Source organism: Sphingopyxis sp. MC1, from assembly GCF_000371385.1.
GTDB lineage: Bacteria > Pseudomonadota > Alphaproteobacteria > Sphingomonadales > Sphingomonadaceae > Sphingopyxis > Sphingopyxis terrae.
The window spans coordinates 1-23,157 of the sequence record NZ_AOUN01000004.1 but is presented as its reverse complement, the minus strand read 5'-3'; the positions used below and the strand labels follow the sequence as shown (position 1 = coordinate 23,157).

Here is a 23,157-nt window from a genome sequence, read left to right as displayed (position 1 = left end):
AGCATCCTCATGGCTGCCAAGGACGTTAAATTTTCGCGCGACGCACGCGAACGCATCCTGAAGGGCGTCGACATCCTCGCCGACGCCGTCAAGGTCACGCTGGGCCCCAAGGGCCGCAATGTCGTGATCGACAAGAGCTTCGGCGCCCCCCGCATCACCAAGGACGGTGTCTCGGTCGCCAAGGAAATCGAACTCAAGGACAAGTTCGAAAACATGGGCGCGCAGATGCTGCGCGAAGTCGCCTCGAAGGCGAACGACAAGGCCGGCGACGGCACCACCACCGCGACCGTCCTCGCCCAGGCGATCGTCCGCGAAGGCATGAAGTCGGTTGCTGCCGGCATGAACCCGATGGACCTGAAGCGCGGCATCGACCTCGCGGTCACCAAGGTCGTCGAAGACCTCAAGGGCCGTTCGACCGCCGTGTCGGGCTCGTCGGAAATCGCGCAGGTCGGCATCATCTCGGCCAATGGCGACATCGAAGTCGGCGAAAAGATCGCCGAAGCGATGGAAAAGGTCGGCAAGGAAGGCGTGATCACCGTCGAGGAAGCCAAGGGCCTCGAGTTCGAACTCGATGTCGTCGAAGGCATGCAGTTCGACCGCGGCTATCTGTCGCCCTACTTCATCACCAACCCCGAAAAGATGACGGTCGAACTGGCTGATCCGTACATCCTGATCTTCGAAAAGAAGCTGTCGAACCTCCAGTCGATGCTTCCGATCCTCGAAGCGGTTGTGCAGTCGGGCCGTCCGCTGCTCATCATCGCCGAAGACATCGAAGGCGAAGCGCTCGCGACGCTGGTCGTGAACCGTCTGCGCGGCGGCCTCAAGGTCGCGGCCGTCAAGGCGCCGGGCTTCGGCGATCGCCGCAAGGCGATGCTGCAGGACATCGCGATCCTGACCGCCGGCGAAATGATCAGCGAAGACCTGGGCATCAAGCTCGAGTCGGTCACGCTGAACATGCTCGGCCAGGCGAAGCGCGTCACGATCGACAAGGACAACACCACCATCGTCGACGGTGCGGGTGAAGGCGACGCGATCAAGGCCCGCGTCGAACAGATCCGCGCGCAGATCGAAACCACCACGTCGGATTACGATCGCGAAAAGCTGCAGGAACGTCTGGCGAAGCTCGCCGGCGGCGTTGCGGTGATCAAGGTCGGCGGTGCGACCGAAGTCGAGGTGAAGGAACGCAAGGATCGCGTCGACGACGCGCTGCACGCGACCCGCGCCGCGGTCGAGGAAGGCATCGTCCCCGGCGGCGGTACGGCTCTGCTGTATGCCACCAAGGCTCTCGAAGGGCTAAAGGGCGCCAACGACGACCAGACCCGCGGCATCGACATCGTCCGCAAGGCGATCGAAGCGCCGCTGCGTCAGATCGCGGCCAACGCCGGCCATGATGGTGCGGTTGTCGCCGGCAACCTGCTGCGCGAAAACAACCAGGATCAGGGCTTCAACGCCGCGACCGACGTCTATGAAAATCTGAAGGCCGCCGGCGTCATCGACCCCACCAAGGTCGTGCGCACCGCGCTTCAGGACGCTGCCTCGGTTTCGGGCCTGCTCATCACCACCGAAGCGGCGGTGAGCGAGCTTCCCGAAGACAAGCCGGCGATGCCGATGGGCGGCGGCGGCATGGGCGGCATGGGCGGCATGGACTTCTAAGTCCGTACCGTTCGGCGCTCAGCCAACAAGAAACGGGGCCGGGGGAGCAATCCTCCGGCCCTTTTCTGTCCACCCACCTTTTTCCGGGCCATTGCCAGTTCATCCGCCGCAGCATAGCTAGGCGGTCATGAGCCTGCTTCTCGCCCTTGCCGCACTACTCGCCGATCCCGCGGCCGCCGTCGCTCCGCCTGCGCCGCCGCCGCCGCGCGCCACGATCGAACGCTGTGGCTACCGGGTGGTCCAGACCTATCCGCACGATCCGTCCTCCTTCACTCAGGGCCTGTTCTGGGACGACGGCCATCTTTACGAAGGGACGGGGCAGTACGGCCATTCGCGCATCGCGCGTCTCGACCTGGCGACCGGCAAGGCGCTAGCCGAAACGCCGCTCCCCGCCGACCAGTTCGGCGAAGGGATCACGCGTTGGCGCGACCAGATTATCGGCGTCACCTGGCAGAACGGCATCGGCCATCGCTGGCGCCTCAAGGATCTGAAGCCGATCAGCGACTTCACCTATTCGGGCGAGGGCTGGGGGGTGACGACGCTCGGCGATACGATCGTGCTCAGCGACGGGACGCCGACGCTGCGCTTCTTCGATCCCGCGACGATGGTGGAAAAGCGCCGCGTCACCGTTCGCTTCGGCGGCCGTCCGCTTGCCATGCTCAACGAACTCGAGGCGATCGACGGACAGGTATGGGCGAATGTGTGGATGAGCGACGTCATCGTGCGGATCGACCCCGACAGCGGCGCCATCGTCTCCTACATCGACCTGACCGGGCTGCGCAAAGACGCCGGGGTCAGCGACAGCGACAGCGTGCTCAACGGCATTGCCTGGGACGCGAAGGGCAAGCGGCTGTTTGTCACCGGCAAATATTGGCCCAAACTCTACGAGATCGCCCTCGCAAACTGCGCATAGGGGCCGGCTCTAGCTTTTGAGCGCCGCTGCCATCCGCGCCGCCGCTGCGTCATAGACGCGCGCTTTCAACCCCTCGGTCACCGCGACCGGCGCCCGGTCGGGGTGGCCGCCGGCGAAGGGCGGGGCCGGATCATATTCGATTGCAAGCTGGATCGCCTGCGCGGCCGCGTCGCCCCGCATCCGCGCGACCAGCGTCAGCGCGAAATCGAGGCCCGACGTCACCCCGCCGCTCGTCACGACGGGACCGTCCTCGACGACGCGCGCCGCTTCGTGGCGCGCGCCGACCATCGGCAGCAGATGCGTATAGGCCCAATGCGTGGTCGCGCGCCGCCCTTCGAGCAGCCCCGCGCGGCCGAGCAGGAAGGCGCCGGTGCACACGCTCGTCACCCAGGTGGCGCCCGCCGCCTGCCGCGCGATGAAGTCGATCGTCGCCCGGTCGCCCAACGCTTCGGCGACACCATGTCCGCCGGGGACGCACAGTATATCGGCCTGCGGCGCCGCAGCGAAATCATGCGTCGGCAGGATGGCAAAGCCGCAGTCGGTCGGGATCGGGTCGAGGCTGGCCGCGGCGCCGATCAGCCGCGCGCCGGGCAGGCGGCACAGCGCCTGCGCCGGTGCGGTAAAATCGAGCTGGGTGATACCGGGAAACAGCAGGAAGACGATGGTGGTTTGCGGCGCGTCGGTCATCGGGATGGTCCTTTTCTGACGGATCACCCAGGCGCGCGGCTCGCATCGGTCCCGCTCCCCGATGGAACTCCATCTTCAGCGCCAGTTGCGGGACGCCTGTCTTCTATCGCGGCTTTCGCATCGGCGAAAGCCTATTTGCCGCCGTATTCGCCGCTCGCGGCGCTGTCGGCGTTCGTAGCGGTACCGTCCCGGCTTTCGAGCATTTCGGCCGCATCGTCGAGCGCCTTGGCCTCGCTGACCGTGACGCCTCCGGGGCCGGGCTCATTGTCGGTGCGGCTACAGCCGGCGACGAGGCACAGTACTGCGGCCAAAACCATGCAGGTTGGAAATTTCGTCATGTCGGCTCCTGCGAAAAGGGGCCCCGCCATTCCGGCGAAGCCCCTCTTTCTCTATCAGGCCAAGGGCCTGCCGACGACTTACTTGTCGTTGGCTTCGGCCTTCTTGGTTTCTTCCTGGATCTTGTCGCCCGCGGCAGCGGCGGCATCGCCGGCGGCATTCACGGTGCCTTCGACGGCGTTGCCGGCGTCCTTCGCGGCATCGGCGGTCGCGTCGGCGGCGTCGGCCGCGCCATCGGCGACGGCATCGCCGGCGCTTGCGGCATCAGCGGCGATTGCGTCGCCGGCTTCAGACGTTTCCTGCTGCGCCTTTTCCGAGCAAGCGGCGAGGCTGAAGGCCGCTGCGGCCATCGAGGCGAGGATGATCTTGCGCATATATGTTCCTTTCGATGTGCAAGCGGCCGGATAACCGGCCACTGGGCGCGGAGACTAACTGCGCCTGCCCCGCTTGGCAACCGTGCGGCGGGACGCGGTGGCCGCGGGGTATTGATCGCAAAAGGAAAAGGGGCCGCCGACGCATGTCGACGACCCCCGATTTCCTTGCCTTGGCAGGCGAAAGTGGAAGCTTACTTCTTAGCTTCTTCCATCTTCGCGGCAGCGGCGTCGGTCGCTTCCTTGGCGGCCGCAGCGGCTTCGCTGGCCTTGTCTGCAGCTTCGCCAGCCTTGTCGGCAGCGTCGCCGGCGGCAGCGGCGGCGTCGGTCGCGGCCGAAGCGGTCGCGTCAGCAGCGCTCGAAGCGGCTTCCATCGCGCCGTCGGCAGCGCCTTCGACGGTTTCGGTGGCCGCGGTGTCGGCCGGAGCGGCTTCGTCAGCAGCCTTCTGCGAGCAAGCGGCAACGCTCAGCGACGCGGCGAGGACGAGCGACAGAGTGATCGACTTTTTCATTTGGGATACCCCTCTTGATTGAACTTCTCGACCGGCGGGCGGACCGGACCAATGCGATCCTGCTCCCGTTGATCGGGCGCCGGAATTACAGGGTTGTAAGTGGGGGTGCAACGGACTTTTTGTCCAAGGCGCGGCGTTGGTCGCAATCGCGCGCGCACACGGTTGCTGCACGACAATTCGTTGACCACATATAAAGAAGTCTTTATATGATGCTGCGATGAGCGAGCTGATCGACATTTTCCGGGCCCTGGCCGACCCGACGCGCCTGCGCGTCGTCGCTTTGCTGCGCGAGATGGAGCTGGCGATCGGCGAACTGGCGGCGGTGCTTGAACAGAGCCAGCCGCGCGTTTCGCGCCACGTCCGTATCCTCGCCGAAGCCGGGATCGTCGAGCGCCGCCGCGAGGGGAGCTGGGTCTTCCTGCGCATCGCCGAACAGGGGCCGGGCGCCGACATGGCTGCTGCTGCGGGGGCTTGGCCCTTTTCGGCGCGCGAGGCGCTGGTGATCGCGCAGGATGCGCGTCGGCTTGCCGCGGTTCGCGCCGAGCGCGCGGCGGTGGCCGAACGCTATTTCGCCGACCATGCGGCCGAATGGGATGCGATCCGGTCGCGCCATGTCGCCGAAAGCGAGGTCGAGGACGCGATGGTCGCGATGATGCACGGGCGCGCGCTGGGCCATCTGCTCGACGTCGGCACCGGCACCGGGCGCATGGCCGAAATTTTCGCACCGACGGCGCAGCGGATCACCGCGCTCGACCGCAGCCCCGAAATGCTGCGCATCGCGCGCGCCAAACTGTCGGATCAGGCAGTGCCGGTCGATCTGGTGCAGGGCGATTTCCTCGCACTGCCCATCGCCGACGCCAGCGTCGATTCGGTGGTTATCCACCAAGCGCTGCACTTTGCGCACGAACCCGAGCGGGTCATCGCCGAAGCCGCCCGCGTGCTGCGCGATGGCGGGCATTTGCTCGTTGCCGATTTCGCGCCGCACGAGGATGAGGATCTGCGCGCCTTGGCGGCGCACGCGCGCCTCGGCTTTTCGGATGCGCAGATCGGCGGCTGGTTCGCCGCGTCGGGGCTGACGCTCGAACGGACGCAAACACTCGAAGGCGGTGCGCTCGCGGTCAAGCTGTGGCTTGGCGCGCGCCTCCGCGAACAGGATCAACCCCCCGTCGCCGCGGGCGACGGCGAAGGCAAAAGGCTCGCCGCATGACCACTTCCCTCGACGCGCTGGCCGAGGCGCGCCGCGCTGCGGCGTCGCCGCTCTTCGCCAATCTGGAAGGCGACATCGGCGTCAGCTTCGAATTCTTTCCGCCCAAGACCGAGAAGATGGAAGCGCAGCTGTGGGACACGTTCCGCACGCTCGAGCCGCTGGCGCCGCGCTTCGTTTCGGTAACTTATGGAGCGGGCGGATCGACGCGCGAGCGCACCCATGCGACGGTGGCACGGATCGCGTCCGAAAGCGCGGTGCCGCCCGCCGCGCACCTGACCTGCGTCGAGGCGTCGCGCGCCGAGATCGAAGAGGTTGCGCGCGCCTATTGGGACGCGGGCGTGCGGCATATCGTCGCGTTGCGCGGCGATGTCCCCGGCGGCGGTGCGTATCGGGCGCATCCCGAGGGTTTTGCGAACGCGGTCGAGCTCGTCGCCGGGTTGAAGCGGATCGCGCCGTTCGACATTTCGGTCGCCGCTTATCCCGAGGTGCATCCGGACGCCGATTGCCCGCAGGGCGATCTCGACAATCTGAAGCGCAAGCTTGATGCCGGGGCGACGCGTGCGATCACGCAATTCTTCTTCTCGCCCGAAGCCTTCCTGCGCTTCCGCGACGCCGCGGCTGCGGCGGGCATCGACGCGCCGATCGTGCCGGGCATCCTGCCGGTGTCGAACGTGTCGCAGACGCGGCGCATGGCCGATATGTGCGGCACCGCGATCCCCGCGTGGATGATCGCACTGTTCGAAGGGCTCGACGACCTGCCCGCCGCGCGTCAGCTCGTTGCCGCGACGGTCGCGGCCGAAATGTGCCGCCGCCTCTACGCGGGCGGGGTACGCGATTTTCACTTCTACACGCTCAACCGCGCCGAACTCAGCTATGCGATCTGTCATATGCTGGGGTTGCGGCCGGTGGCGCCGGCAAAGGATAAGGCGGCATGATCTCAGCGCGCGAGGCCCTGATCGCGGCGGCGAAGGATCGCATCCTGCTCACCGATGGCGGCTGGGGCACCCAGATCCAGCTCCGCAAGCTCGGCGAAGCCGATTATGCGGGATCGCTCGGCCTCGGTCACGATCAGAAGGGTAATAACGACATCCTTGCGCTGACGCGGCAGGATGTCGTGACCGCGATCGGCGAGGCCTATCTCGCCGCCGGATCGGACATCGTCTCGACCAACACGTTCAGCGCGAACCGGATCAGCCAGGCCGATTATGGCGCCGAAGCGCTGGTTGCTGACATCAATCACGAAAGCGCGCGCCTGGGGCGCGAAGCGGCCGACAAGTTCGCGGCGCAGGACGGCCGCCGCCGCTTCGTCGCGGGCGCGGTCGGGCCGACGAACAAGACGCTGTCGCTGTCGCCCGACGTCAACAATCCCGGCTATCGCGAGATCGATTTCGACGAATTGAAGGACGTCTATCGAGAACAGGTAATCGCGCTCGCCGAGGGCGGAGCCGATTTCATTCTGATCGAGACGATCTTCGACACGCTGAATGCCAAGGCGGGGATCGCCGCGACGCTCGAGGCGGAGGCGAAGGTCGGGCGCGAGCTGCCGCTAATGATCTCGATGACGCTCACCGACCTGTCGGGCCGCAACCTGTCGGGCCACACGGTCGAGGCTTTCTGGTATGCGGTGCGTCACGCAAAGCCGCTGACGGTGGGGCTCAACTGCTCGTTCGGTGCGGCGCAGCTTCGTCCGCATGTCCGCGTGCTCTCCGACCTCGCCGACACGCTGGTGATGGTCTATCCGAACGCCGGACTGCCCAACGAGCTTGGCGAATATGACGAACTGCCCGACACGACTGCGGCGCTGGTCCGCGAATGGGCCGACCATGGTCAGGTGAACATCCTCGGCGGCTGCTGCGGATCGACCCCGGCGCATATTGCGGCGATGGCCAAGGCCGTGCAGGGCCTTCCTGCGCGGCGGATTCCCGAGGTGCCGGTGCGCACGCGGCTTGCCGGGCTGGAGCCATTCACGATGGCGGCGGCATCCTGATGGAGGACGGACCGACATGGGCGATTCGCGAGGCCGGAGAGGCTGATGCCGCCGCGTTGGCATTGATCGGCGCCGCGACCTTCCTCGAAACCTTCGCGGGCATTCTCGACGGCGAGGCGATCGTCGGGCATTGCGCGGCGCAGCATCAGGAGGCCGCCTATCGCGCCTATCTGGCGTCGGGCGCGCGCGCCTGGCTTGCGGAGGCGCAGCCGGGCGGCGCGCCGATCGGCTTCGCGCTGATCGGCCGGCCCGACCTCGCCGCTGCCGAGGCGGGCGACATTGAACTCAAGCGCATCTATTCGCTGTCGCGTTTTCATGGCAGCGGACTTGGCGCCGCACTGATGCGCTGCGCTCTTGACGCTGCGGCAGGGCATCGCCGCCTGTTGCTCGGCGTTTACGCCCGCAACGAACGGGCGCTCGCTTTCTATCGCAAGCAGGGCTTCGTCGACGTCGGGACACGCCAGTTCAACGTCGGGGGAAAGCTCTACGACGACCGCGTTCTTGCCCGCCCGCTTGCTGCCTGATTCTCTTTGGACTGTTCGATGACCGCAACTCTCTCCTCCTCGTTCGTCAACATCGGCGAACGCACCAACGTCACCGGCTCCGCCGCCTTCAAGCGGCTGATCCTCGCCGACGATTTCACCGCGGCGGTCGAGGTGGCGCGCCAGCAGGTCGAAAATGGCGCGCAGGTCATCGACGTGAACATGGACGAAGGCCTGCTCGACGCTGTGCGCGCCATGACGACCTTCCTGAAGCTGATCGCCGCCGAACCCGACATCGCGCGGGTGCCGGTGATGATCGATTCGTCGAAGTGGGAGGTGATCGAAGCAGGGCTGAAATGCGTCCCCGGCAAGCCGATCGTCAATTCGATCAGCATGAAGGAGGGCGAGGAGGCTTTTCTGGACCACGCACGCAAATGCATGGCCTATGGCGCTGCGGTAGTCGTGATGGCGTTCGACGAGGTCGGACAGGCCGACACCAAAGAGCGCAAGATCGAGATTTGCGAGCGCGCCTACAAGCTGCTGATGACCATCGGTTTTCCGCCCGAGGACATCATCTTCGATCCCAATATCTTCGCGGTCGCGACGGGGCTTGAGGAGCATGACAATTATGCCGTCGATTTCATCGAGGCGGTAAAGGAAATCCGCGTTCGCTGTCCGCACGCCCATTTCTCGGGCGGGCTGTCGAACCTATCATTCGGCTTTCGCGGCAACGAGACGGTGCGCCGCGCGATGCACAGCGTCTTCCTCTATCACGCGATCCCCGCCGGGCTCGACATGGCGATTGTCAACGCGGGGCAGCTCGACGTCTATGACACGATCGACCCCGAACTGCGCACCGCGTGCGAGGATGTCATCCTCAACCGCAAGGTGGAGGGCGAGGAACTGAGCCCGACCGAGCGGCTGATCGCGCTCGCCGAACGCTACAAGGGCAGCAATGCGGCGCAGGAAAAGGCGGCCGAGGAATGGCGCGGCTGGCCGGTCGAAAAGCGGCTCGAACATGCTTTGGTCAAGGGCATCGACGCGCATGTCGTCGACGATACCGAAGAGATGCGGCTGCTGATGGACCGCCCGATCGAGGTGATCGAGGGGCCGTTGATGGACGGCATGAACGTCGTTGGCGACCTGTTCGGGTCGGGCAAGATGTTCCTGCCGCAAGTCGTCAAATCGGCGCGCGTCATGAAAAAGGCGGTCGCGCATCTGCTACCCTTCATCGAAGCCGCCAAGGAACCCGGCGCGAAGGGCAAGGGCAAGGTCGTGATGGCGACCGTGAAGGGCGACGTCCATGATATCGGCAAGAATATCGTCGGCGTCGTGCTGCAATGTAACGGGTTCGAGATCGTCGATCTGGGCGTCATGGTGCCCTGGTCGAAAATCCTCGAGGCGGCGAACGAAAATGACGCCGACATGATCGGCCTGTCGGGCCTCATCACCCCCTCGCTCGACGAGATGGTGACGGTGGCCGAGGAAATGCAGCGCGCCGGCATGACGATGCCGCTGCTGATCGGCGGCGCGACGACGTCGAAAGTCCACACCGCGCTGCGCATCGACCCCGCCTATCAGGGGCCGGTCCTGCACGTGCTCGATGCGAGCCGCGCGGTCGGCGTCGCGACCTCGCTCGTCAGCGACACCGGGCGCGATGCGTTCGTTCGCGGTTACAAGTCGGATTACGAACATATCCGCGACGTGCGCGCAAACAAGGGGCAGAGCGCGCTGGTGCCGATCGACGATGCGCGCGCCAACGGGTTCGTCGTCGACGAGCATATCCGGCCGTTCCCGCCCGAAAAGCCCGGCGTCCATGTGTTCAACAATTGGGATCTGGCTGAACTCGTCGAATGGTTCGACTGGACCCCCTTTTTCCGCGCGTGGGAACTGGCGGGCAATTTCCCGGCGATCCTCGACGACGATATCGTCGGCGAAAGCGCGACGAACCTCTATGCCGACGCGCGCGCGATGCTCGAAAAGATCATCGGCGAGGGCTGGCTTCACGCGCGGGGCGTCGCGGCGCTATGGCCGTGCCGTCGCGAAGGCGACGATGTCATCATTCACCTCGCCGAGGAAGAACGGCATGTCCGCATTCCCTTCCTGCGCCAGCAGATCGCGAAGCGCGAAGGGCGCCCGAATATGTGCCTGGCCGATTTCGTCAGCCACGACGGCGACTGGATCGGCGGCTTTTCGGTCGCTATCCACGGCATCGAGCCGCACCTTGCGCGCTTCAAGGCGGCGCACGACGACTATAGCGACATATTGCTGAAGGCGCTCGCCGACCGCTTCGCCGAAGCCTTTGCCGAACGGCTCCACGCGCATGTCCGCACCGATCTGTGGGGCTATGCGCCCGCCGAACAATTGACGCCAGAGGCGATCATCAAGGAAGAATATCGCGGCATCCGTCCCGCGCCCGGTTATCCCGCGTGCCCGGATCACAGTCTGAAGCCGATCCTCTTCGACCTGCTCGATGCCGGGGCCAATTCGGGGGCAACGCTGACCGAGAGTTTTGCCATGCTGCCGACCGCAGCGGTTTCGGGCTTCTATTTCGGCCATCCCGACGCAAGCTATTTCGGGGTCGCGCGTGTGGGGGAAGATCAGCTTGCCGACTATGCCGTGCGGCGCGGCGTCGATATCGAAACCGCCCGTCGCTGGCTGCGTCCGAACCTCGACTGACGTCGGTAAACAGGACGGGGATTAACCCGGCGGGGGAGGGCTGTCCGACAAAGGGACAGCGCCTCCGTTAACCAGCTTCGCGAAGGACGTGGGGCCGCAAAAGGGTTATGGCGCGGCGATGATCCAGATGCTCCTTCGTCGGCCCATGCTGCCGCTTCTCGCCCTGCCGATGCTGTTCGCGCCCGCGCCGCTGCCCGCGCAGGCGGGGGCAGCGGCCTATGTGGTCGCCGAAAGCGGCCGCGCCTTCGGGCGGCTTCAAGAGGCGGTCGACGCGATCGGCGATGGCGACGGCACGATCCGCATCGCGACGGGCTATCATCGCGATTGCGCGGTCCAGACCGCCGGGCGCGTTGCCTTCGTCGCGGCCGAGGCAGGGCGCGCGATCTTCGACGGCGTGAGCTGCGAGGGCAAGGCGGCGCTGGTGCTGCGCGGCCGCGCCGCGCGCGTCGACGGTCTGGTGTTCCAGAATATGCGCGTTCCCGACGGCAATGGCGCGGGCATCCGGCTCGAACAGGGCAATCTCGACGTGGCGAACAGCCTGTTCCGCAACAGCGAGGAAGGGATTTTGACGGCCAATGATCCCGCGGCGACGCTGACGATCGACCGCTCGACCTTTTCGCGCCTCGGCCGCTGCGACCGCGGGCTGAGCTGCGCGCACAGCGTCTATACCGGCGAATATGGACGCGTCGTCGTGACGCACACGCGCTTCGAAAAGGGCAGCGGCGGCCATTATCTGAAGGCCCGCGCGCGCGAGGTCGAAATCAGCGACAATAGTTTCGACGATACGCAGGGGACCGCGACCAATTATCTCATCGATCTGCCCTCGGGTTCGACCGGACGGATCACGGGCAATCTGCTCGTCCAGGGGCGCGACAAGGAAAATTACTCGGCGCTGATCGCGGTCGCGGCCGAGAGCCGCGACAATCCGTCGCGCGGGCTGGTGATCGAAGGCAATCGCGCGAGCATCCCGCAGGGCATCGGCCGATCCTCGGTGTTCGTCGCCGACTGGAGCGGCGAACCGCTGACGATCGGGGCCAATCAGATCGGCCCCGGCCTCAAGCCCTTCGAAAAGCGGTAAGCAAGCGCGCCCGGCGCGACGGGTCAGGCCTCGCCGCGCGTTTCGATCAGCGACGCGGCCAGCGCCTCGGCGGGCGTCTTGCCGCCCCACAGCACGAACTGGAACACCGGATAAAAGCGCTCGCATTCGTCGATGGCGCTTTCGACCAGCGTTTCGGTGATGTCGAGCGGCATCGCCGCATCGCTGCCGATCAGCATCGCGTGACGATAGAGGACGGTGCCGCTGTTCGACCATAGCTCGAAATGGCCGAGCCAGAGCTGTTCGTTGATCATCGCGAGCGCTTCGTGCGCGACGCTGCGCTTGTCCTCGACGACGCGGATGTCGGGGAAGGCGAGCAGTTGCAGCACCCCGTCCTCGGGCCGCCACACCGCGCGCAGTTCATAGGTCGTCCAGCTGCCTTGCGCGGTCGCGACGATCTCGTCCTCGCCGATCATTTCGTGCGGCCAGTCGTGCGCCGCAAAATAGGACGCCAGCATATCCATCGGCGCGGCTTCCTGGCCGTCCTCGTCGTCGTAAATATCGTCGGTCATGGCTGCGCCCTTAGCGCGACTTTGGCCGGGTGGCGAGTCGCGCGGGGGAAAGCCCGCTCCGTTACTTCTTGGGCGCGGCGCGGGGCTTGGCCGGCGCCTTCGCGGCGGCGGCCGGCTTTGCCGCGGCTTCGAGCTTGTCCAGCCGCGCCTTCAGCGTGTCGGCTTCGGCGCGTGCCTTGGCCGCCATTTCCTTCACCGCCTCGAATTCCTCGCGGCTCACAAAGTCCATGCGGCCGACGAATTCCTTCGCGCGTTCGCGCATCGCGGTTTCGGCTTCGCGTCCGGCACCGGCGACGGTGCCTGCGATACCGTTGACCATCTTGGCCAGATCGTCGAAAAACCGGTTTTCGCTTTGCATTATCCTGTCCTTTGTCGGGGTCGTCCCCTGTACTCACCCAAATCGGGTCGTCATCCTATCTGGGAGGTCGCGGCGGCCGGCACAAGGGTTTCGGCGTCGGGGTTGCGCTGATCGATCTGGAAATTCAGGATCGTCGCGAAGCTGAGCCATATCATATAGGGAACGAGCAGCCACGCCGCCGCCTTGCGGATCGGCGCAAAGGCAAAGGTCGTCGCGATCGTCACCATCAGGATGAAAATGACGAGATAGAGCGCGGCGGTCACCTGATGCATGCCGAAAAAGAGCGGCGACCAGGCAAAATTGGCGATCAGCTGTACGAAGAACAGCGCCAGCGCGAAGCCGCGCCCGCGCGCGCCGCGCGCGTGGAGGATCATCGCCAGCGACAGGCCGAGCAGGACATAGAGCGTCGTCCACACGACCCCGAAGACCCAGCCGGGCGGAACGATCGCGGGTCGGTCGAGCGCCATGAACCAGCGATTGTCGTAGCCGCTGTTCGAGAGCAGACCCATCAGGCTGCCGATCAGGACGAGCGCCGGGACGGTGAACATCGCCCAGCGCCAATAGGACATGCGTAGCTGACCGGGGGTGGCAATCTCGCTCATGCATCTGGTCCTTCGCGCGCGAATCTGTGTCGGTCATGCTGTCGCGGCGCGCACCGCCCGCGTCAAGCTGCGGATTTCGTAGCCGCAATCAGAAATTCGACATTTCCTTCGGGTCCGGTGATCGGACTTTCGACCGTCTCAACGACGCGCCAGCCCGAACGTTCCAGCCAGTCGCGCACCTCGGAGCAGACGCGGGCGTGCACCGCGGCGTCGCGTACCACGCCCTTTTTGCCGACCTCGTGCCGTTCGGCTTCGAACTGCGGTTTGATCAGCGCGACGAGGCGCGCGCCCGCTTTGGCAAAGGCCATCGGCACCGGCAGCACCTTCGACAGCGCGATGAAGCTCGCGTCGCAGACGATCAGATCGACCGGCTCGGGAATATGATCGGCGGTCAGGACGCGCGCGCTCGTCTGTTCGTGGACGATGACGCGGTCGTCCTGCCGCAACTTCCAGGCGAGCTGGTTGGTCCCCGAATCGACTGCATAGACGCGTGCCGCGCCGCGGTTCAGCATCACGTCGGTAAAACCCCCGGTTGACGATCCCACGTCGATCGCCACCGCGCCCGCAATATCCCAGCCCAGATGCGTCAGCGCATGGTCGAGTTTGATCCCGCCGCGCGACACCCATGGATGGTCGCGGCCCTTGACGCTGATCGCGGCATCCTCGGCGATCTGCTGCCCCGCCTTGTCGATCTTGCGGTCGCCGACGAAGGCGAGCCCCGCCAGGATCAGCGCCTGCGCGCGCGTCCGGCTTTCGGCCAGTCCGCGGTCGACGAGCAGTTGGTCTGCACGCTGTTTGGCCATCACATTTTCCTCGTCATTGCGAGCGGCGAAGCCGCGCGGCAATCCAGCGTTGCGTCCTCCGCTCTGGATTGCTTCGCTTCGCTCGCAATGACGAAAAGGGAGATCATATCGCCCCGGCCTTGTCGGTGAGCAGCCCCGGTGTCAGGATCTGTGGCAGGATTTCGGCTTCGGCCTTGCCCGGCGCGTACCAGAGGTAAAGCGGCACGCTGTTGCGGCCATGCTCGGCCAAGGCACGCGTGATGGCGGGGTCGCCGTTGGTCCAGTCGCCGACGAGTGTGACGACGCCGGCCTTGTCGAACGCCTCCTGCACCGCCGCGCGGTTGATCGCACCCGCCTCGTTCGCCTTGCACGACAGGCACCAGTCGGCGGTGAAATAGACGAATACGGGCTTTCCAGTCGCACGCGCTTTGGCGAGCGCGTCGGGCGAGAAAGTCTCCGCGGCCGCTTCTGCCGTCGGAGCAACCGGCATCGCGAACTGGTCCCACGCCTTGAAGCCGAAAAAGGCAATGGCAAAGACTACCAGCATAAGCGTGGTGTTGCGGCTGATCCTTCCGAGCCGCCACCGGCGCAGCATTTCGGCGATATAGAGCAGCATGATGAAAAGCAGGAGCCATCCGTGCGTAACGGATCCGGTCTGCCGCCAGAGCAACCAGCCAAGGCCCAGCGCGGTCAGGGCCATCGGCCACGCCATCCATTTTCGGAACTTTGCCATCCATGGCCCCGGCCTGGGGAGGCGATTGCGAAGCGCGGGGACGAAACCGACGGCAAGGAACGGCAGGGCGAGCCCCAAGCCCAGCCCGCCAAAGATCGGGAGCGCCGCCCACGCAGGCAGCACCAGCGTCGCGCCGAGCGCGGCGCCGAGCAAGGGACCGCTGCACGGGGTTGCTACGAACGCGGCGAGAGCGCCGGTCCAGAAGCCACCCGCCGCGCCGTTTTGGCTCGCGAGCCTCTGACCGGCACCGAACGACGGCAGTTCATAGACCCCGGCAAGGTTCAGCGTGATCGCGATCGCAAGCAGCATCAGCACGAAGACGCTGACCGGATGTTGCAATTGGAACGCCCAGCCGACCTGTTCCCCCGCGGCCCGCAGCGCGAGAAGCGCGCCGCCGAGTAGCAGTGCGGTCAGGACGGCACCCGCCGTATAGGCCACCGCCTCGATCTTCGCGTCGCGCGCGTCGCCGCCCGAACGGGCGAGGCTGAGCGCTTTCAGGCTCAGGATCGGGAAGACGCAGGGCATCAGGTTGAGGATCAATCCGCCGATGATCGCGCCGCCGAGCGCGGTCCAGAACAGCGCCATGTCAATGGACCCCGAAGCAGCCGCAATCGGCTTGCCCGCCAGGCGTACCGCCTCGGGCTCGAAGTGCACGCTAAGCCCACGACCGTCCGACAGCTTGAGCAGTCCCTGTATCGGGCCGGCCGCGTCACCCTTCGCGCGCGCCTCGACGACGATCCAATCGCCGTTGCGGCTGAAGCTCTGCGGTGCGGGATAGTCGATCACACCCTGCGTTTCGAGGAAGAGGTGCGGAACGTCGAGTGTGGTGCCTTCGGGCAGCGGGATGCCGAACCGCACCATCGCGCCGCGGCGTTCCCACGCCCCCGCGCGGTCGAGCGGCTGCGGCAGCTTGGCGCGCCATGCGTCGAATTGCTGCTGCGCGCCCTCTGCGATGGCTCCGTCGCCGGCCTTCATCGCGACCGAGATCACCGCCTTTTCGGGAACGCAGATCTTGTCGGTGCAGGCGAGCCAGTTGGCGATGCCGGTCAGCGTCAGGTCGGTTCCCGGCGCGACACTCTTGTCGACGCGGACATCGGCGAGCAGCGCATAGGGATGTTCATAGACATGGTTCATCAGCCCAAAGAGCGTCAGCGCCTCGGGAACCGGATAGCGAAAGGCGCCTACGGTGACGCCCGGCGGCGCATTCCATTCGACTTGCATGCCGAAACCGGCATCGCCGCCGTTCGACCAATAGCCGTGCCAACCCTTTTCGGGGGTCATCGCGAGGGCAATCGTCGTCGCTCCGCCGGGCGACGGTACCACCGATTCGGCGACCAGCCGCGGCGCGATATGCGTGGTCTGCGCCCGAGCAGGAGCGAAGGCGAGCAGAACCAGGGCGAACAGCGCCAGCAGCGCGCGCACCGTCGCCGATGCACTTCGGTCTGTCACAAAGCCGTCTTTCGCGCGATCCATGCCTGTCCTGTGTCTGCCTGTCGTTCGAGGCTTGCCATATAGGCGGCTTTCGTCGAGAGGACAGCCCGCGCTGACGACCCCAGCCATGGAGATGTTCCCCGTGAAGCTCAAAAGCCTGACCACCGTTCTCGCCGCCACCCTCTGTTTCGCAACTGCCGGAGCCGGCCTTGCACAGGATTCGGCGCCACCGGTCGCAAAGGTTACGGCGGCATCTCCGCCGCCCAAGCTGATCGTCGCAATCTCCGTCGACCAGTTTTCGGCCGATCTGTTCGCCGAATATCGCAGCCATTACACCGGCGGACTCGCACGGCTTGCGTCGGGCGTGGTGTTTCCGGCGGGATATCAGTCGCACGGCGCGACCGAAACCTGCCCCGGCCATTCGACGATCCTGACCGGAAATCATCCGGCGCACACCGGGATCATCGCGAATAATTATTTCGACCTCTCGGTCGCCCGGTCCGACAAGCGCGTCTATTGCGCCGAGGACGAAACCGTGCCGGATACGAGTTCGGGCGGCGGCAAATATGCGGCATCGGTGAATCATCTGATGGTCCCGACGCTCGGCGATCTGATGAAGGCGCGCGATCCGAAGGCGCAGGTCGTCTCGGTCGCGGGCAAGGATCGCGCCGCGATCATGATGGGCGGGCGCAAGGCAGACGAGCTGATGTGGCTGTTTCCGGGCGGCCTCACCAGCTATCGCGGCACCAAGCTGTCGCCGGTTGCGCAGCAGGCAAGCAGCGCGATCGCCGCGGCGATTGGCCAGGCGCGCCCCGCGATGGACCTGCCCGCCGATTGCGCGTCACACGATATCGCGATCCCGATCGACAAGGGCGGCACGGTCGGCACCGGCCGCTTTCAGCGCGATGGCGGTGATTTCCGCCGCTTCATGGCCTCACCCGAATCGGACGGGGCGGTGCTCGCCGCCGGTGCCGCGCTGCGCGCTGCGCGCAAGCTGGGTGAGGGCAGCACGACCGATCTGTTGATCCTCGGCCTGTCGGCGACCGACTATATCGGCCACAGCACGGGCACCGAGGGCGCCGAGATGTGCATCCAGATGCACGCGCTCGACCAGCAGCTCGGCGATTTCTTCGCGCGGCTCGATGCGACCGGCATCGACTATGCCGTCGTGCTGACCGCCGACCATGGCGGCCATGATCTGCCCGAACGCAACCGTCAGAATGCCTGGCCCGCCGCCGAACGCGTCGATGCCGCGCTCGATCCCGAAGCGATGGGCAAGGCAGTGGCCGAAAAGCTCGGCCTGCCGCAGCCGCTGCTTTATGGCGATGGCCCGTTCGGCGACATGTATCTGTCGAAGGCCTTGACCCCCGCGCAGCGCAAGGCGGCGCTGGCCGAGCTGGTGGCGCGCTACCGCGCCCACCGACAGGTCGAGGCGGTGGTGACCGGTGAGGAACTGGCGAACCATCCGATCTCGAAACGGTCGCCCGACGTGTGGACGCTGATGGACAAGCTGGGCGCTTCCTATAATGCGCAGCGTTCGGGCGATTTCATCGTCGTGCTCAAACCGCGCGTCACGCCGATCCCCGAATCGGGCCTCGGCTATGTCGCGACGCATGGTTCGGTGTGGGACTATGACCGCCGCGTGCCGATCCTCTTCTGGCGCAAGGGGCTCACCGCCTTCGAACAGCCGAATGCCGTGATGACGGTGGATATCATGCCGACGCTTGCCGCGCTCATCGACCTGCCGGTCGACGCGGCCAAGATCGATGGCCGCTGCCTCGACCTGCTTTCGGGGCCGGAAAGCAGTTGCCGTCCGTAACGAAGAATGAAGAACAAGGAATCATGACGAAGACTTTGGGGAAATTTGCCGGCCGGATGCTGCTGGTCGGTTGCGGCAATATGGCGGGCGCGATGCTCGATCGCTGGCTCGCCGCGGGGCTCGATCCGGCGCGGGTCGCCATCGTCGATCCGGTCGCGGCGCCGCGCAAAGGCACCGCGCATTTCACCGCGCTTGCCGATTGGCGGGCGGCGGGTCAGGCCGCCGACTGGATCATGCTCGGCATGAAGCCGCAGCAATTGGGCGAGGTCGCCGGCGATCTGGCCGCGGTCGCGGGTGGCGAGGTGCATCTGCTCTCGATCCTCGCCGGCGTATCGCTCGCCGATCTCGCGGTCCGTTTTCCCGAAGCGCGGGCGCAGGTCCGCATCCTTCCCAATCTCGCCGCGCGCATCGGCGCCGGGGTTTCGGCCGTGACCAGTACGGGTGATGCCGACAGTGCCGCGATCGAAGCGCTGCTCAAGCCGCTCGGCGAGATCGTTGCGCTCCCCGACGACGGCATGATGGACCTCGTTACCGCGTTCACCGGCAGCGGTCCGGCCTTCGTCTTTCGTCTGATCGAAGCCTATGCGGCGGCGGGCGAGCGGCTCGGCCTTGCAGGGGACGATGCGCTCAAGCTTGCGACCGCGACCTTTGGCGGAGCGACCGCCCTGCTCGCGCGCAGCGGCGAAAAGCCGGGCGCGCTCGTCGCGCAGGTCGCGAGCAAGGGCGGCACGACGCAGGCCGGGCTCGATATCCTCGACGAAGGCGGCGAACTCGTTGCGCTGATGACCAATGTCCTGCGCGCGGCGCGCGATCGCGGCCGCGAACTCGCCGATCTTGCCCGCGGCGAAGATTGATCGGCGCGCCCGCAAAGGCGTGGGCCGCGACAGCGCCGGGCGGCTATCGCCCGCTCAGCTTTCGCTGCCCAGCCTGGCGACGCGCTGCCGCTCGCGCGGCGACATCAACGCTTCGTTGACCTGCCAGAAGCCGGTGACCGCCGCCTGACCCGCATGGGTGTAGGCGCGGCTCATCGCGTCGCGTAGCTGCCCGAAGACCGCAGCCTCGACGGCGCGTCCGGCGGGAGTGAGCCGTAGTTCCTTCTGCCGCCGGTCGCGGTTGCCCGGGCGCGTGACGAGCATCTCGCGCGCCTCCAGATCCTTGATGACCCGGCCAAGCGACTGTTTGGTGATGCCGAGCAGCGCGAGCAGATCCGAAATCGTCAGCCCCGGCTGGCGCGCGATGAAGTAAAGCGCGCGGTAATGCGCGCGTCCGAGGCCGTTTTCGGCCAGCCGCGCATCGCCCGCGCGCCACAACGCGCCATGGCCGAAAAACAGGAATTCGATGCCGCGGCGCACCTCCTCTTCGCGCAAGAAAAGGGCAGAGGCAGCGGGAACTTGTGAAAGAAAATTTTCATCGGCCATGGCGACTACCGTTGCGCGCGGCGCCGCGCTTTGGCAAGAGGCGCGCACCGAGTCACTGCCAAGAGGTTAGGTTTTTCCATGTCCGCACCCGCTTTCACCCGTCTTCCGCATCCGAACCCGACGGCGGACGATGTACGCGCGGCGGCGATTGCGGACCCGGTCTTCGGCCGCGTCTTCACCGATCATATGGTCTCTATCCGCTACAAGGAAGGCCAGGGCTGGCACGATGCGCAGGTGATGCCGCGCGGCCCCTTGTCGCTCGATCCGGCGACCGCGGTCCTTCATTATGCGCAGGAAATATTCGAAGGACTGAAGGCCTATCGGCTCGACGACGGATCGATGGCACTGTTCCGTGCCGAGGCGAATGCCGCACGCTTCAACGCCAGCGCCCGCCGCATGGCGATGGCCGAACTGCCCGAGGACCTGTTCGTTGCCGCGGTGCGCGAGATTGTCCGCGTCGATGCCGACTGGTTCCCGAAGGTGCAAGGCGGCGCGCTCTATCTGCGCCCCTTCATGTATGCGAGCGAGGTGTTTCTGGGCGTCAAGCCTGCCGCCGAATATCATTTCCTCGTCATCGCCTCGCCGGTTGGCAACTATTTCAAGTCGGGGGCGCCGGCCGTCTCGCTGTGGGTGTCGGAAGACTATACCCGCGCCGCACCCGGCGGCACCGGCGCCGCCAAATGCGGCGGCAATTATGCGGCGAGCCTGATTGCGCAGCAGGAAGCGATCGCAAAGGGTCACGATCAGGTCGTCTTCCTCGACGCCGCGGAGCATCGCTGGATCGAGGAACTGGGCGGCATGAACATGTTCTTCGTCTTCGACGACGGCAGCATCGTCACCCCGCCGCTGACCGGCACGATCCTGCCCGGCATTACCCGCGACGCCATCATCACACTGGCGCGCGATGCGGGCCTGACGGTGCGCGAGGAACCCTATGCGATCGACCAGTGGCAGGCCGATGCGACCAGCGGCAGGCTGACCGAAAGCTTTGCGTGCGGCACCGCGGCGGTGGTGACCCCTGTCGGCAAGGTGACGCGCGGCGCCACCAGTTTCACCGTCGGCGCCGGCGGCCCCGGACAGGTTACGGCGATGCTGAAGGACAGGCTCGTCGACATCCAGCGCGGCCGCGCCGCCGACCCGCACGGCTGGGTCACGCGCCTCTGATCCGGCGCCTTGCCAATCGGTCGCGAGACGCTATAGAGCGCCCTCGCACCGGCCGATGGGGCGTAGCCAAGCGGTAAGGCAGCGGTTTTTGGTACCGCCATGCGCAGGTTCGAATCCTGCCGCCCCAGCCAGCCGGTGCTGTGCCTCAGCCAAGGGACGGAAAACCCCAGGTTTCTCCCTTAACTGAGCAAGGCCGACCATCGCAGTGGCATCAATTGCTACCAGTGGGTGGAGCCAGTGCCTGATGCCAGCAATCGAAAATGTGAACCGTCGCGGGGCCACCTACTGGTGGCGTCGCCGGGTGCGCTTCGTTGGACGGCTTGAACGTCCTATAACCATCGTAACAACGGTCAGCCTTTTGACGAAGGACCAGTCGGTCGCGCGACGGCGCGCGGTCGCGATGACCAGCCGAAGCGAGGTTGTGCGAATGAGCTTATACGAACGGATCGAGCAGGAAGGACTGACCAGCGAGCAGGTGAACCATCTCTTTCGAGAGGAGATGGTGCGGTATCGCAACATGCTGGCGCATCAGTTGGCGGTGATCGAGAAGGACGGTGAGGGCAATGTCACCGCTCGCTTCCACCAGATGCTCTCGATCTATGCAGCGTTTAACGGCGATTTCATCGCAAATGGCTTCGACGACTATATGGGCATCGATTACATCGGGTCATTCGACAAGCGCTTTCCGTCGCTGGACGAAGAGGCCCGCGCCAATCTTTATGCGATGCTTTCCCAAGCCGGCGATGTTCCCGGCAATTTGCTGAATGAGGCAAAGGCATTGCTGGAGCGGCTCGGCATCGAGCCAGCGGCTGACCGAATCGAAATTGCCCGGCAGGTCATGTGTGGGGCACGGTTGACGGCCGCGGCAACCTACGACAGCCCCGAGGTTCGGGCGATCGAACACAGCTTGGCGCTGATGAACGCGCTCGGGCGAGCGCCTCTGCAGACTTCGATGCCTCCCCCGATCTCCGCCCCTGCGCCTCCAAACGCGTGGAACGCCAGCACCATTGTGCCTGCGTCAGCGTCGACACTCACCGATGTGCAGACCCATTATGCCACCCTTAGCCCGGTGCAGGCAGTAGAAAAATATATGGAGCTGAAACCAAAGGCGCGCGGACGGGAAGATGCGCCGGTCCTGGCCGAGGGTGCGAACCCCAAAAAGCGCAAGTCGCAGCCGAAGGTCTGGGGCGCCAGCCAGAAGCGCCAGTTCAAGGCCGCGCCCTTTCTGTTCGGCAAGTCAAATAATGGCAAGGCCATGGCAGCAACATGCCAGGAAGACCTGAACCAGTTTTACGACCTGTTGAACCGGTTACCGTCGTCGCATCATAAGTCGCCTCGACACGAAGCGATGTCGCTGGAGGAAATTTGCAGCGAGGCGCTCGATCGTCTTACTGAAGAAGAGGAGCGCGGCGAAGAAATCTCGTTCGCGATTGGCCTCGACGTAGGAACCATCAATCGTCATTTCGCCAACCTCAAGAGATTGTGTGCGTGGCTTGCGACGAAAACGCCAATGGCGCCTCTCGATTTTTCAGATTTTATCCTCGATGAGGACGACAGGGACGAGCGCGACGAGCGCGACCCCTATACGATTGCGCAGGGTGAAGAATTGTTTCGTCTCGGCATCTGGACCGGCGGTACGGGCGTCGATTTGCCTCAGCGTTTGTCCGTGACGCCGGGAGGCTCGATTTGGCACGACGCAGCCTATTGGGTCATGCCGCTGGTCTGGTATTCAGGTATGCGGCGCGAGGAAGCTTGTAAGCTTTTGGTCGATGATATCGGCGAAGAAGACGGTATCTTTTTTGTCAACATCAGGAAAACTTCTGCGGGCGGCGTCAAGAACGCGACCAGCGTTCGTAAGATTCCTGTTTGCGAAGAGCTGCGTCGCTTGGGCTTCATGCATTATGTCCAAGCCATGAAGGAAGCTGGCGAGCAGTACCTCTTTCCAGAAATCCAACCCGGTCGCACAGGGCGTGCGCTGGGAGATGTATTTTTCAAAAATATATGGCTTCACATTAAGCCACGTCTGAAACTCGTAAAGCCGGGACAGGCGGTTCACAGCGGTCGGCATATGGTCAGCACTGAATTGAAGATGTTGCAGACATTCGAAGAATTTCGGTCGGATCTTCTCGGTCAGAAGCATGGCGGCGAAAATGCCAACCGATACGCGAGCGCCACACGCCTCCAGATCCTGCTTGATGTCGTGAACCAGATACCCAAAGTGACCGCCCATCTGCAAGATACCGTAGAAATCCGGTTGCTACCCGTTTGCATGCGCGGCGCGCGGCCAACTCGCGAGAGCGCCGGGCGGCGCAAGCGCGGTTGACACCATGTCGGACTAAATATCGAATAGTCGCTGGGTGGCTAAGCCATCGTTTACGGCTGCTATGCGCCTTATTCTGTTGAAAAACTCCCGCT

The 23,157-nt window shown here is 65.2% G+C and carries 22 protein-coding genes, 1 tRNA gene and 1 riboswitch; of the genes, 13 read left to right on the top strand and 10 right to left on the bottom strand.

Going from position 1 to position 23,157, the window contains the following annotated elements:
- The first annotated feature begins 9 nt into the window (after nt 1-9).
- Together groL and EBMC1_RS06870 are read left to right on the top strand one after the other, a co-directional pair.
- The gene (gene groL / locus EBMC1_RS06875) at nt 10-1,653 is read left to right on the top strand and encodes a chaperonin GroEL (protein ID WP_003042661.1); all 1,644 of its coding nucleotides are present in this window, start codon (nt 10-12) and stop codon (nt 1,651-1,653) included.
- 127 nt (nt 1,654-1,780) lie between these two features.
- A complete protein-coding gene (locus tag EBMC1_RS06870) occupies nt 1,781-2,566 on the top strand; it encodes a glutaminyl-peptide cyclotransferase (RefSeq protein ID WP_003042660.1) in 786 nt (261 codons plus the stop codon).
- 9 nt (nt 2,567-2,575) lie between these two features.
- Here EBMC1_RS06870 and EBMC1_RS06865 read toward each other — a convergent pair whose 3' ends face one another.
- From EBMC1_RS06865 to EBMC1_RS06850, 4 genes are all read right to left on the bottom strand, one after another.
- Nucleotides 2,576-3,253, bottom strand: a complete 678-nt coding sequence (locus EBMC1_RS06865) for a DJ-1/PfpI family protein (RefSeq protein ID WP_003042657.1) — start codon at nt 3,251-3,253, stop codon at nt 2,576-2,578.
- Nucleotides 3,254-3,271: 18 nt separating this feature from the next.
- Nucleotides 3,272-3,352: riboswitch (ZMP/ZTP riboswitch) on the bottom strand.
- A gap of 32 nt (nt 3,353-3,384) precedes the next feature.
- The gene (locus EBMC1_RS06860; RefSeq protein ID WP_051066375.1) at nt 3,385-3,591 is read right to left on the bottom strand and encodes a hypothetical protein; all 207 of its coding nucleotides are present in this window, start codon (nt 3,589-3,591) and stop codon (nt 3,385-3,387) included.
- Between the two features lie 78 nt (nt 3,592-3,669).
- On the bottom strand, nt 3,670-3,963 hold the full coding sequence (locus EBMC1_RS06855; RefSeq protein ID WP_003042652.1) for a hypothetical protein: 294 nt from the start codon (nt 3,961-3,963) through the stop codon (nt 3,670-3,672).
- Nucleotides 3,964-4,154: 191 nt separating this feature from the next.
- Nucleotides 4,155-4,472 carry a hypothetical protein gene (locus EBMC1_RS06850; RefSeq protein ID WP_003042650.1) on the bottom strand — a complete coding sequence of 106 codons (318 nt, stop codon included), beginning with the start codon at nt 4,470-4,472 and terminating at the stop codon, nt 4,155-4,157.
- A 217-nt stretch (nt 4,473-4,689) separates the two neighbouring features.
- On the opposite strand from EBMC1_RS06850, the gene EBMC1_RS06845 reads away from it, so the two are divergent.
- The 6 genes from EBMC1_RS06845 (at nt 4,690) to EBMC1_RS06820 (ending at nt 11,905) form a co-directional block, all read left to right on the top strand.
- Nucleotides 4,690-5,679, top strand: a complete 990-nt coding sequence (locus EBMC1_RS06845) for an ArsR/SmtB family transcription factor (protein WP_003042649.1) — start codon at nt 4,690-4,692, stop codon at nt 5,677-5,679.
- Nucleotides 5,676-6,614, top strand: coding sequence for a methylenetetrahydrofolate reductase (gene metF, locus EBMC1_RS06840; RefSeq protein ID WP_003042647.1), 939 nt, complete (start codon nt 5,676-5,678; stop codon nt 6,612-6,614). Before EBMC1_RS06845 ends, metF begins: the two co-directional genes overlap by 4 nt.
- The gene (locus EBMC1_RS06835; RefSeq protein ID WP_003042645.1) at nt 6,611-7,666 is read left to right on the top strand and encodes a homocysteine S-methyltransferase family protein; all 1,056 of its coding nucleotides are present in this window, start codon (nt 6,611-6,613) and stop codon (nt 7,664-7,666) included. Before metF ends, EBMC1_RS06835 begins: the two co-directional genes overlap by 4 nt.
- On the top strand, nt 7,666-8,190 hold the full coding sequence (locus EBMC1_RS06830) for a GNAT family N-acetyltransferase (RefSeq protein ID WP_003042643.1): 525 nt from the start codon (nt 7,666-7,668) through the stop codon (nt 8,188-8,190). The genes EBMC1_RS06835 and EBMC1_RS06830 overlap by 1 nt, the downstream gene beginning before the upstream one ends.
- 18 nt (nt 8,191-8,208) lie before the next feature.
- Nucleotides 8,209-10,827 carry a methionine synthase gene (gene metH / locus EBMC1_RS06825; RefSeq protein WP_003042641.1) on the top strand — a complete coding sequence of 873 codons (2,619 nt, stop codon included), beginning with the start codon at nt 8,209-8,211 and terminating at the stop codon, nt 10,825-10,827.
- 118 nt (nt 10,828-10,945) lie between these two features.
- A complete protein-coding gene (locus tag EBMC1_RS06820) occupies nt 10,946-11,905 on the top strand; it encodes a right-handed parallel beta-helix repeat-containing protein (RefSeq protein ID WP_003042639.1) in 960 nt (319 codons plus the stop codon).
- 23 nt (nt 11,906-11,928) lie between these two features.
- Here EBMC1_RS06820 and EBMC1_RS06815 read toward each other — a convergent pair whose 3' ends face one another.
- The 5 genes from EBMC1_RS06815 to EBMC1_RS06795 form a co-directional block, all read right to left on the bottom strand.
- A complete protein-coding gene (locus tag EBMC1_RS06815) occupies nt 11,929-12,435 on the bottom strand; it encodes a YbjN domain-containing protein (RefSeq protein ID WP_003042637.1) in 507 nt (168 codons plus the stop codon).
- A gap of 61 nt (nt 12,436-12,496) precedes the next feature.
- Nucleotides 12,497-12,793, bottom strand: a complete 297-nt coding sequence (locus EBMC1_RS06810) for an accessory factor UbiK family protein (RefSeq protein ID WP_003042635.1) — start codon at nt 12,791-12,793, stop codon at nt 12,497-12,499.
- Between the two features lie 50 nt (nt 12,794-12,843).
- A complete protein-coding gene (locus tag EBMC1_RS06805; RefSeq protein WP_003042633.1) occupies nt 12,844-13,395 on the bottom strand; it encodes a TspO/MBR family protein in 552 nt (183 codons plus the stop codon).
- A 62-nt stretch (nt 13,396-13,457) separates the two neighbouring features.
- Nucleotides 13,458-14,198 (bottom strand): TlyA family RNA methyltransferase, encoded by a 741-nt coding sequence (locus EBMC1_RS06800; protein WP_003042632.1) that lies wholly within the window; start codon nt 14,196-14,198, stop codon nt 13,458-13,460.
- Nucleotides 14,199-14,301: 103 nt separating this feature from the next.
- Nucleotides 14,302-16,383 carry a protein-disulfide reductase DsbD family protein gene (locus EBMC1_RS06795; RefSeq protein WP_003042630.1) on the bottom strand — a complete coding sequence of 694 codons (2,082 nt, stop codon included), beginning with the start codon at nt 16,381-16,383 and terminating at the stop codon, nt 14,302-14,304.
- A gap of 85 nt (nt 16,384-16,468) precedes the next feature.
- Between EBMC1_RS06795 and EBMC1_RS06790 the strand changes: the two genes are divergently transcribed.
- The gene (locus tag EBMC1_RS06790; protein WP_003042625.1) at nt 16,469-18,160 is read left to right on the top strand and encodes an alkaline phosphatase family protein; all 1,692 of its coding nucleotides are present in this window, start codon (nt 16,469-16,471) and stop codon (nt 18,158-18,160) included.
- Nucleotides 18,161-18,183: 23 nt separating this feature from the next.
- The gene (gene proC / locus EBMC1_RS06785; RefSeq protein ID WP_003042622.1) at nt 18,184-19,014 is read left to right on the top strand and encodes a pyrroline-5-carboxylate reductase; all 831 of its coding nucleotides are present in this window, start codon (nt 18,184-18,186) and stop codon (nt 19,012-19,014) included.
- A gap of 54 nt (nt 19,015-19,068) precedes the next feature.
- Here proC and EBMC1_RS06780 read toward each other — a convergent pair whose 3' ends face one another.
- Nucleotides 19,069-19,578, bottom strand: coding sequence for a MarR family winged helix-turn-helix transcriptional regulator (locus EBMC1_RS06780; protein ID WP_003042620.1), 510 nt, complete (start codon nt 19,576-19,578; stop codon nt 19,069-19,071).
- A 78-nt stretch (nt 19,579-19,656) separates the two neighbouring features.
- Between EBMC1_RS06780 and EBMC1_RS06775 the strand changes: the two genes are divergently transcribed.
- From EBMC1_RS06775 to EBMC1_RS06765, 3 genes are all read left to right on the top strand, one after another.
- A complete protein-coding gene (locus tag EBMC1_RS06775) occupies nt 19,657-20,742 on the top strand; it encodes a branched-chain amino acid aminotransferase (RefSeq protein WP_003042619.1) in 1,086 nt (361 codons plus the stop codon).
- Between the two features lie 56 nt (nt 20,743-20,798).
- Nucleotides 20,799-20,873: transfer RNA gene (locus EBMC1_RS06770), tRNA-Gln, on the top strand.
- 113 nt (nt 20,874-20,986) lie between these two features.
- Entirely contained in the window at nt 20,987-23,065 is a 2,079-nt protein-coding gene (locus tag EBMC1_RS06765; protein ID WP_011540389.1) for a phage integrase, read from the top strand.
- Nucleotides 23,066-23,157 lie beyond the last annotated feature (92 nt).

Coding starts and splice junctions, on each gene's coding strand:
- EBMC1_RS06815 (WP_003042637.1), bottom strand. CDS start 12,435: ATGACCGACGATATTTACGACGACGAGGACGGCCAGGAAGCCGCGCCG.
- EBMC1_RS06835 (WP_003042645.1), top strand. CDS start 6,611: ATGATCTCAGCGCGCGAGGCCCTGATCGCGGCGGCGAAGGATCGCATC.
- EBMC1_RS06860 (WP_051066375.1), bottom strand. CDS start 3,591: ATGACGAAATTTCCAACCTGCATGGTTTTGGCCGCAGTACTGTGCCTC.
- groL (WP_003042661.1), top strand. CDS start 10: ATGGCTGCCAAGGACGTTAAATTTTCGCGCGACGCACGCGAACGCATC.
- EBMC1_RS06775 (WP_003042619.1), top strand. CDS start 19,657: ATGTCCGCACCCGCTTTCACCCGTCTTCCGCATCCGAACCCGACGGCG.
- EBMC1_RS06780 (WP_003042620.1), bottom strand. CDS start 19,578: ATGGCCGATGAAAATTTTCTTTCACAAGTTCCCGCTGCCTCTGCCCTT.
- EBMC1_RS06810 (WP_003042635.1), bottom strand. CDS start 12,793: ATGCAAAGCGAAAACCGGTTTTTCGACGATCTGGCCAAGATGGTCAAC.
- EBMC1_RS06790 (WP_003042625.1), top strand. CDS start 16,469: ATGGAGATGTTCCCCGTGAAGCTCAAAAGCCTGACCACCGTTCTCGCC.
- EBMC1_RS06765 (WP_011540389.1), top strand. CDS start 20,987: ATGCCAGCAATCGAAAATGTGAACCGTCGCGGGGCCACCTACTGGTGG.
- metF (WP_003042647.1), top strand. CDS start 5,676: ATGACCACTTCCCTCGACGCGCTGGCCGAGGCGCGCCGCGCTGCGGCG.
- EBMC1_RS06795 (WP_003042630.1), bottom strand. CDS start 16,383: ATGGATCGCGCGAAAGACGGCTTTGTGACAGACCGAAGTGCATCGGCG.
- EBMC1_RS06830 (WP_003042643.1), top strand. CDS start 7,666: ATGGAGGACGGACCGACATGGGCGATTCGCGAGGCCGGAGAGGCTGAT.
- EBMC1_RS06855 (WP_003042652.1), bottom strand. CDS start 3,963: ATGCGCAAGATCATCCTCGCCTCGATGGCCGCAGCGGCCTTCAGCCTC.
- EBMC1_RS06800 (WP_003042632.1), bottom strand. CDS start 14,198: ATGGCCAAACAGCGTGCAGACCAACTGCTCGTCGACCGCGGACTGGCC.
- EBMC1_RS06845 (WP_003042649.1), top strand. CDS start 4,690: ATGAGCGAGCTGATCGACATTTTCCGGGCCCTGGCCGACCCGACGCGC.
- EBMC1_RS06865 (WP_003042657.1), bottom strand. CDS start 3,253: ATGACCGACGCGCCGCAAACCACCATCGTCTTCCTGCTGTTTCCCGGT.
- EBMC1_RS06870 (WP_003042660.1), top strand. CDS start 1,781: ATGAGCCTGCTTCTCGCCCTTGCCGCACTACTCGCCGATCCCGCGGCC.
- metH (WP_003042641.1), top strand. CDS start 8,209: ATGACCGCAACTCTCTCCTCCTCGTTCGTCAACATCGGCGAACGCACC.
- EBMC1_RS06850 (WP_003042650.1), bottom strand. CDS start 4,472: ATGAAAAAGTCGATCACTCTGTCGCTCGTCCTCGCCGCGTCGCTGAGC.
- EBMC1_RS06805 (WP_003042633.1), bottom strand. CDS start 13,395: ATGAGCGAGATTGCCACCCCCGGTCAGCTACGCATGTCCTATTGGCGC.
- EBMC1_RS06820 (WP_003042639.1), top strand. CDS start 10,946: ATGATCCAGATGCTCCTTCGTCGGCCCATGCTGCCGCTTCTCGCCCTG.
- proC (WP_003042622.1), top strand. CDS start 18,184: ATGACGAAGACTTTGGGGAAATTTGCCGGCCGGATGCTGCTGGTCGGT.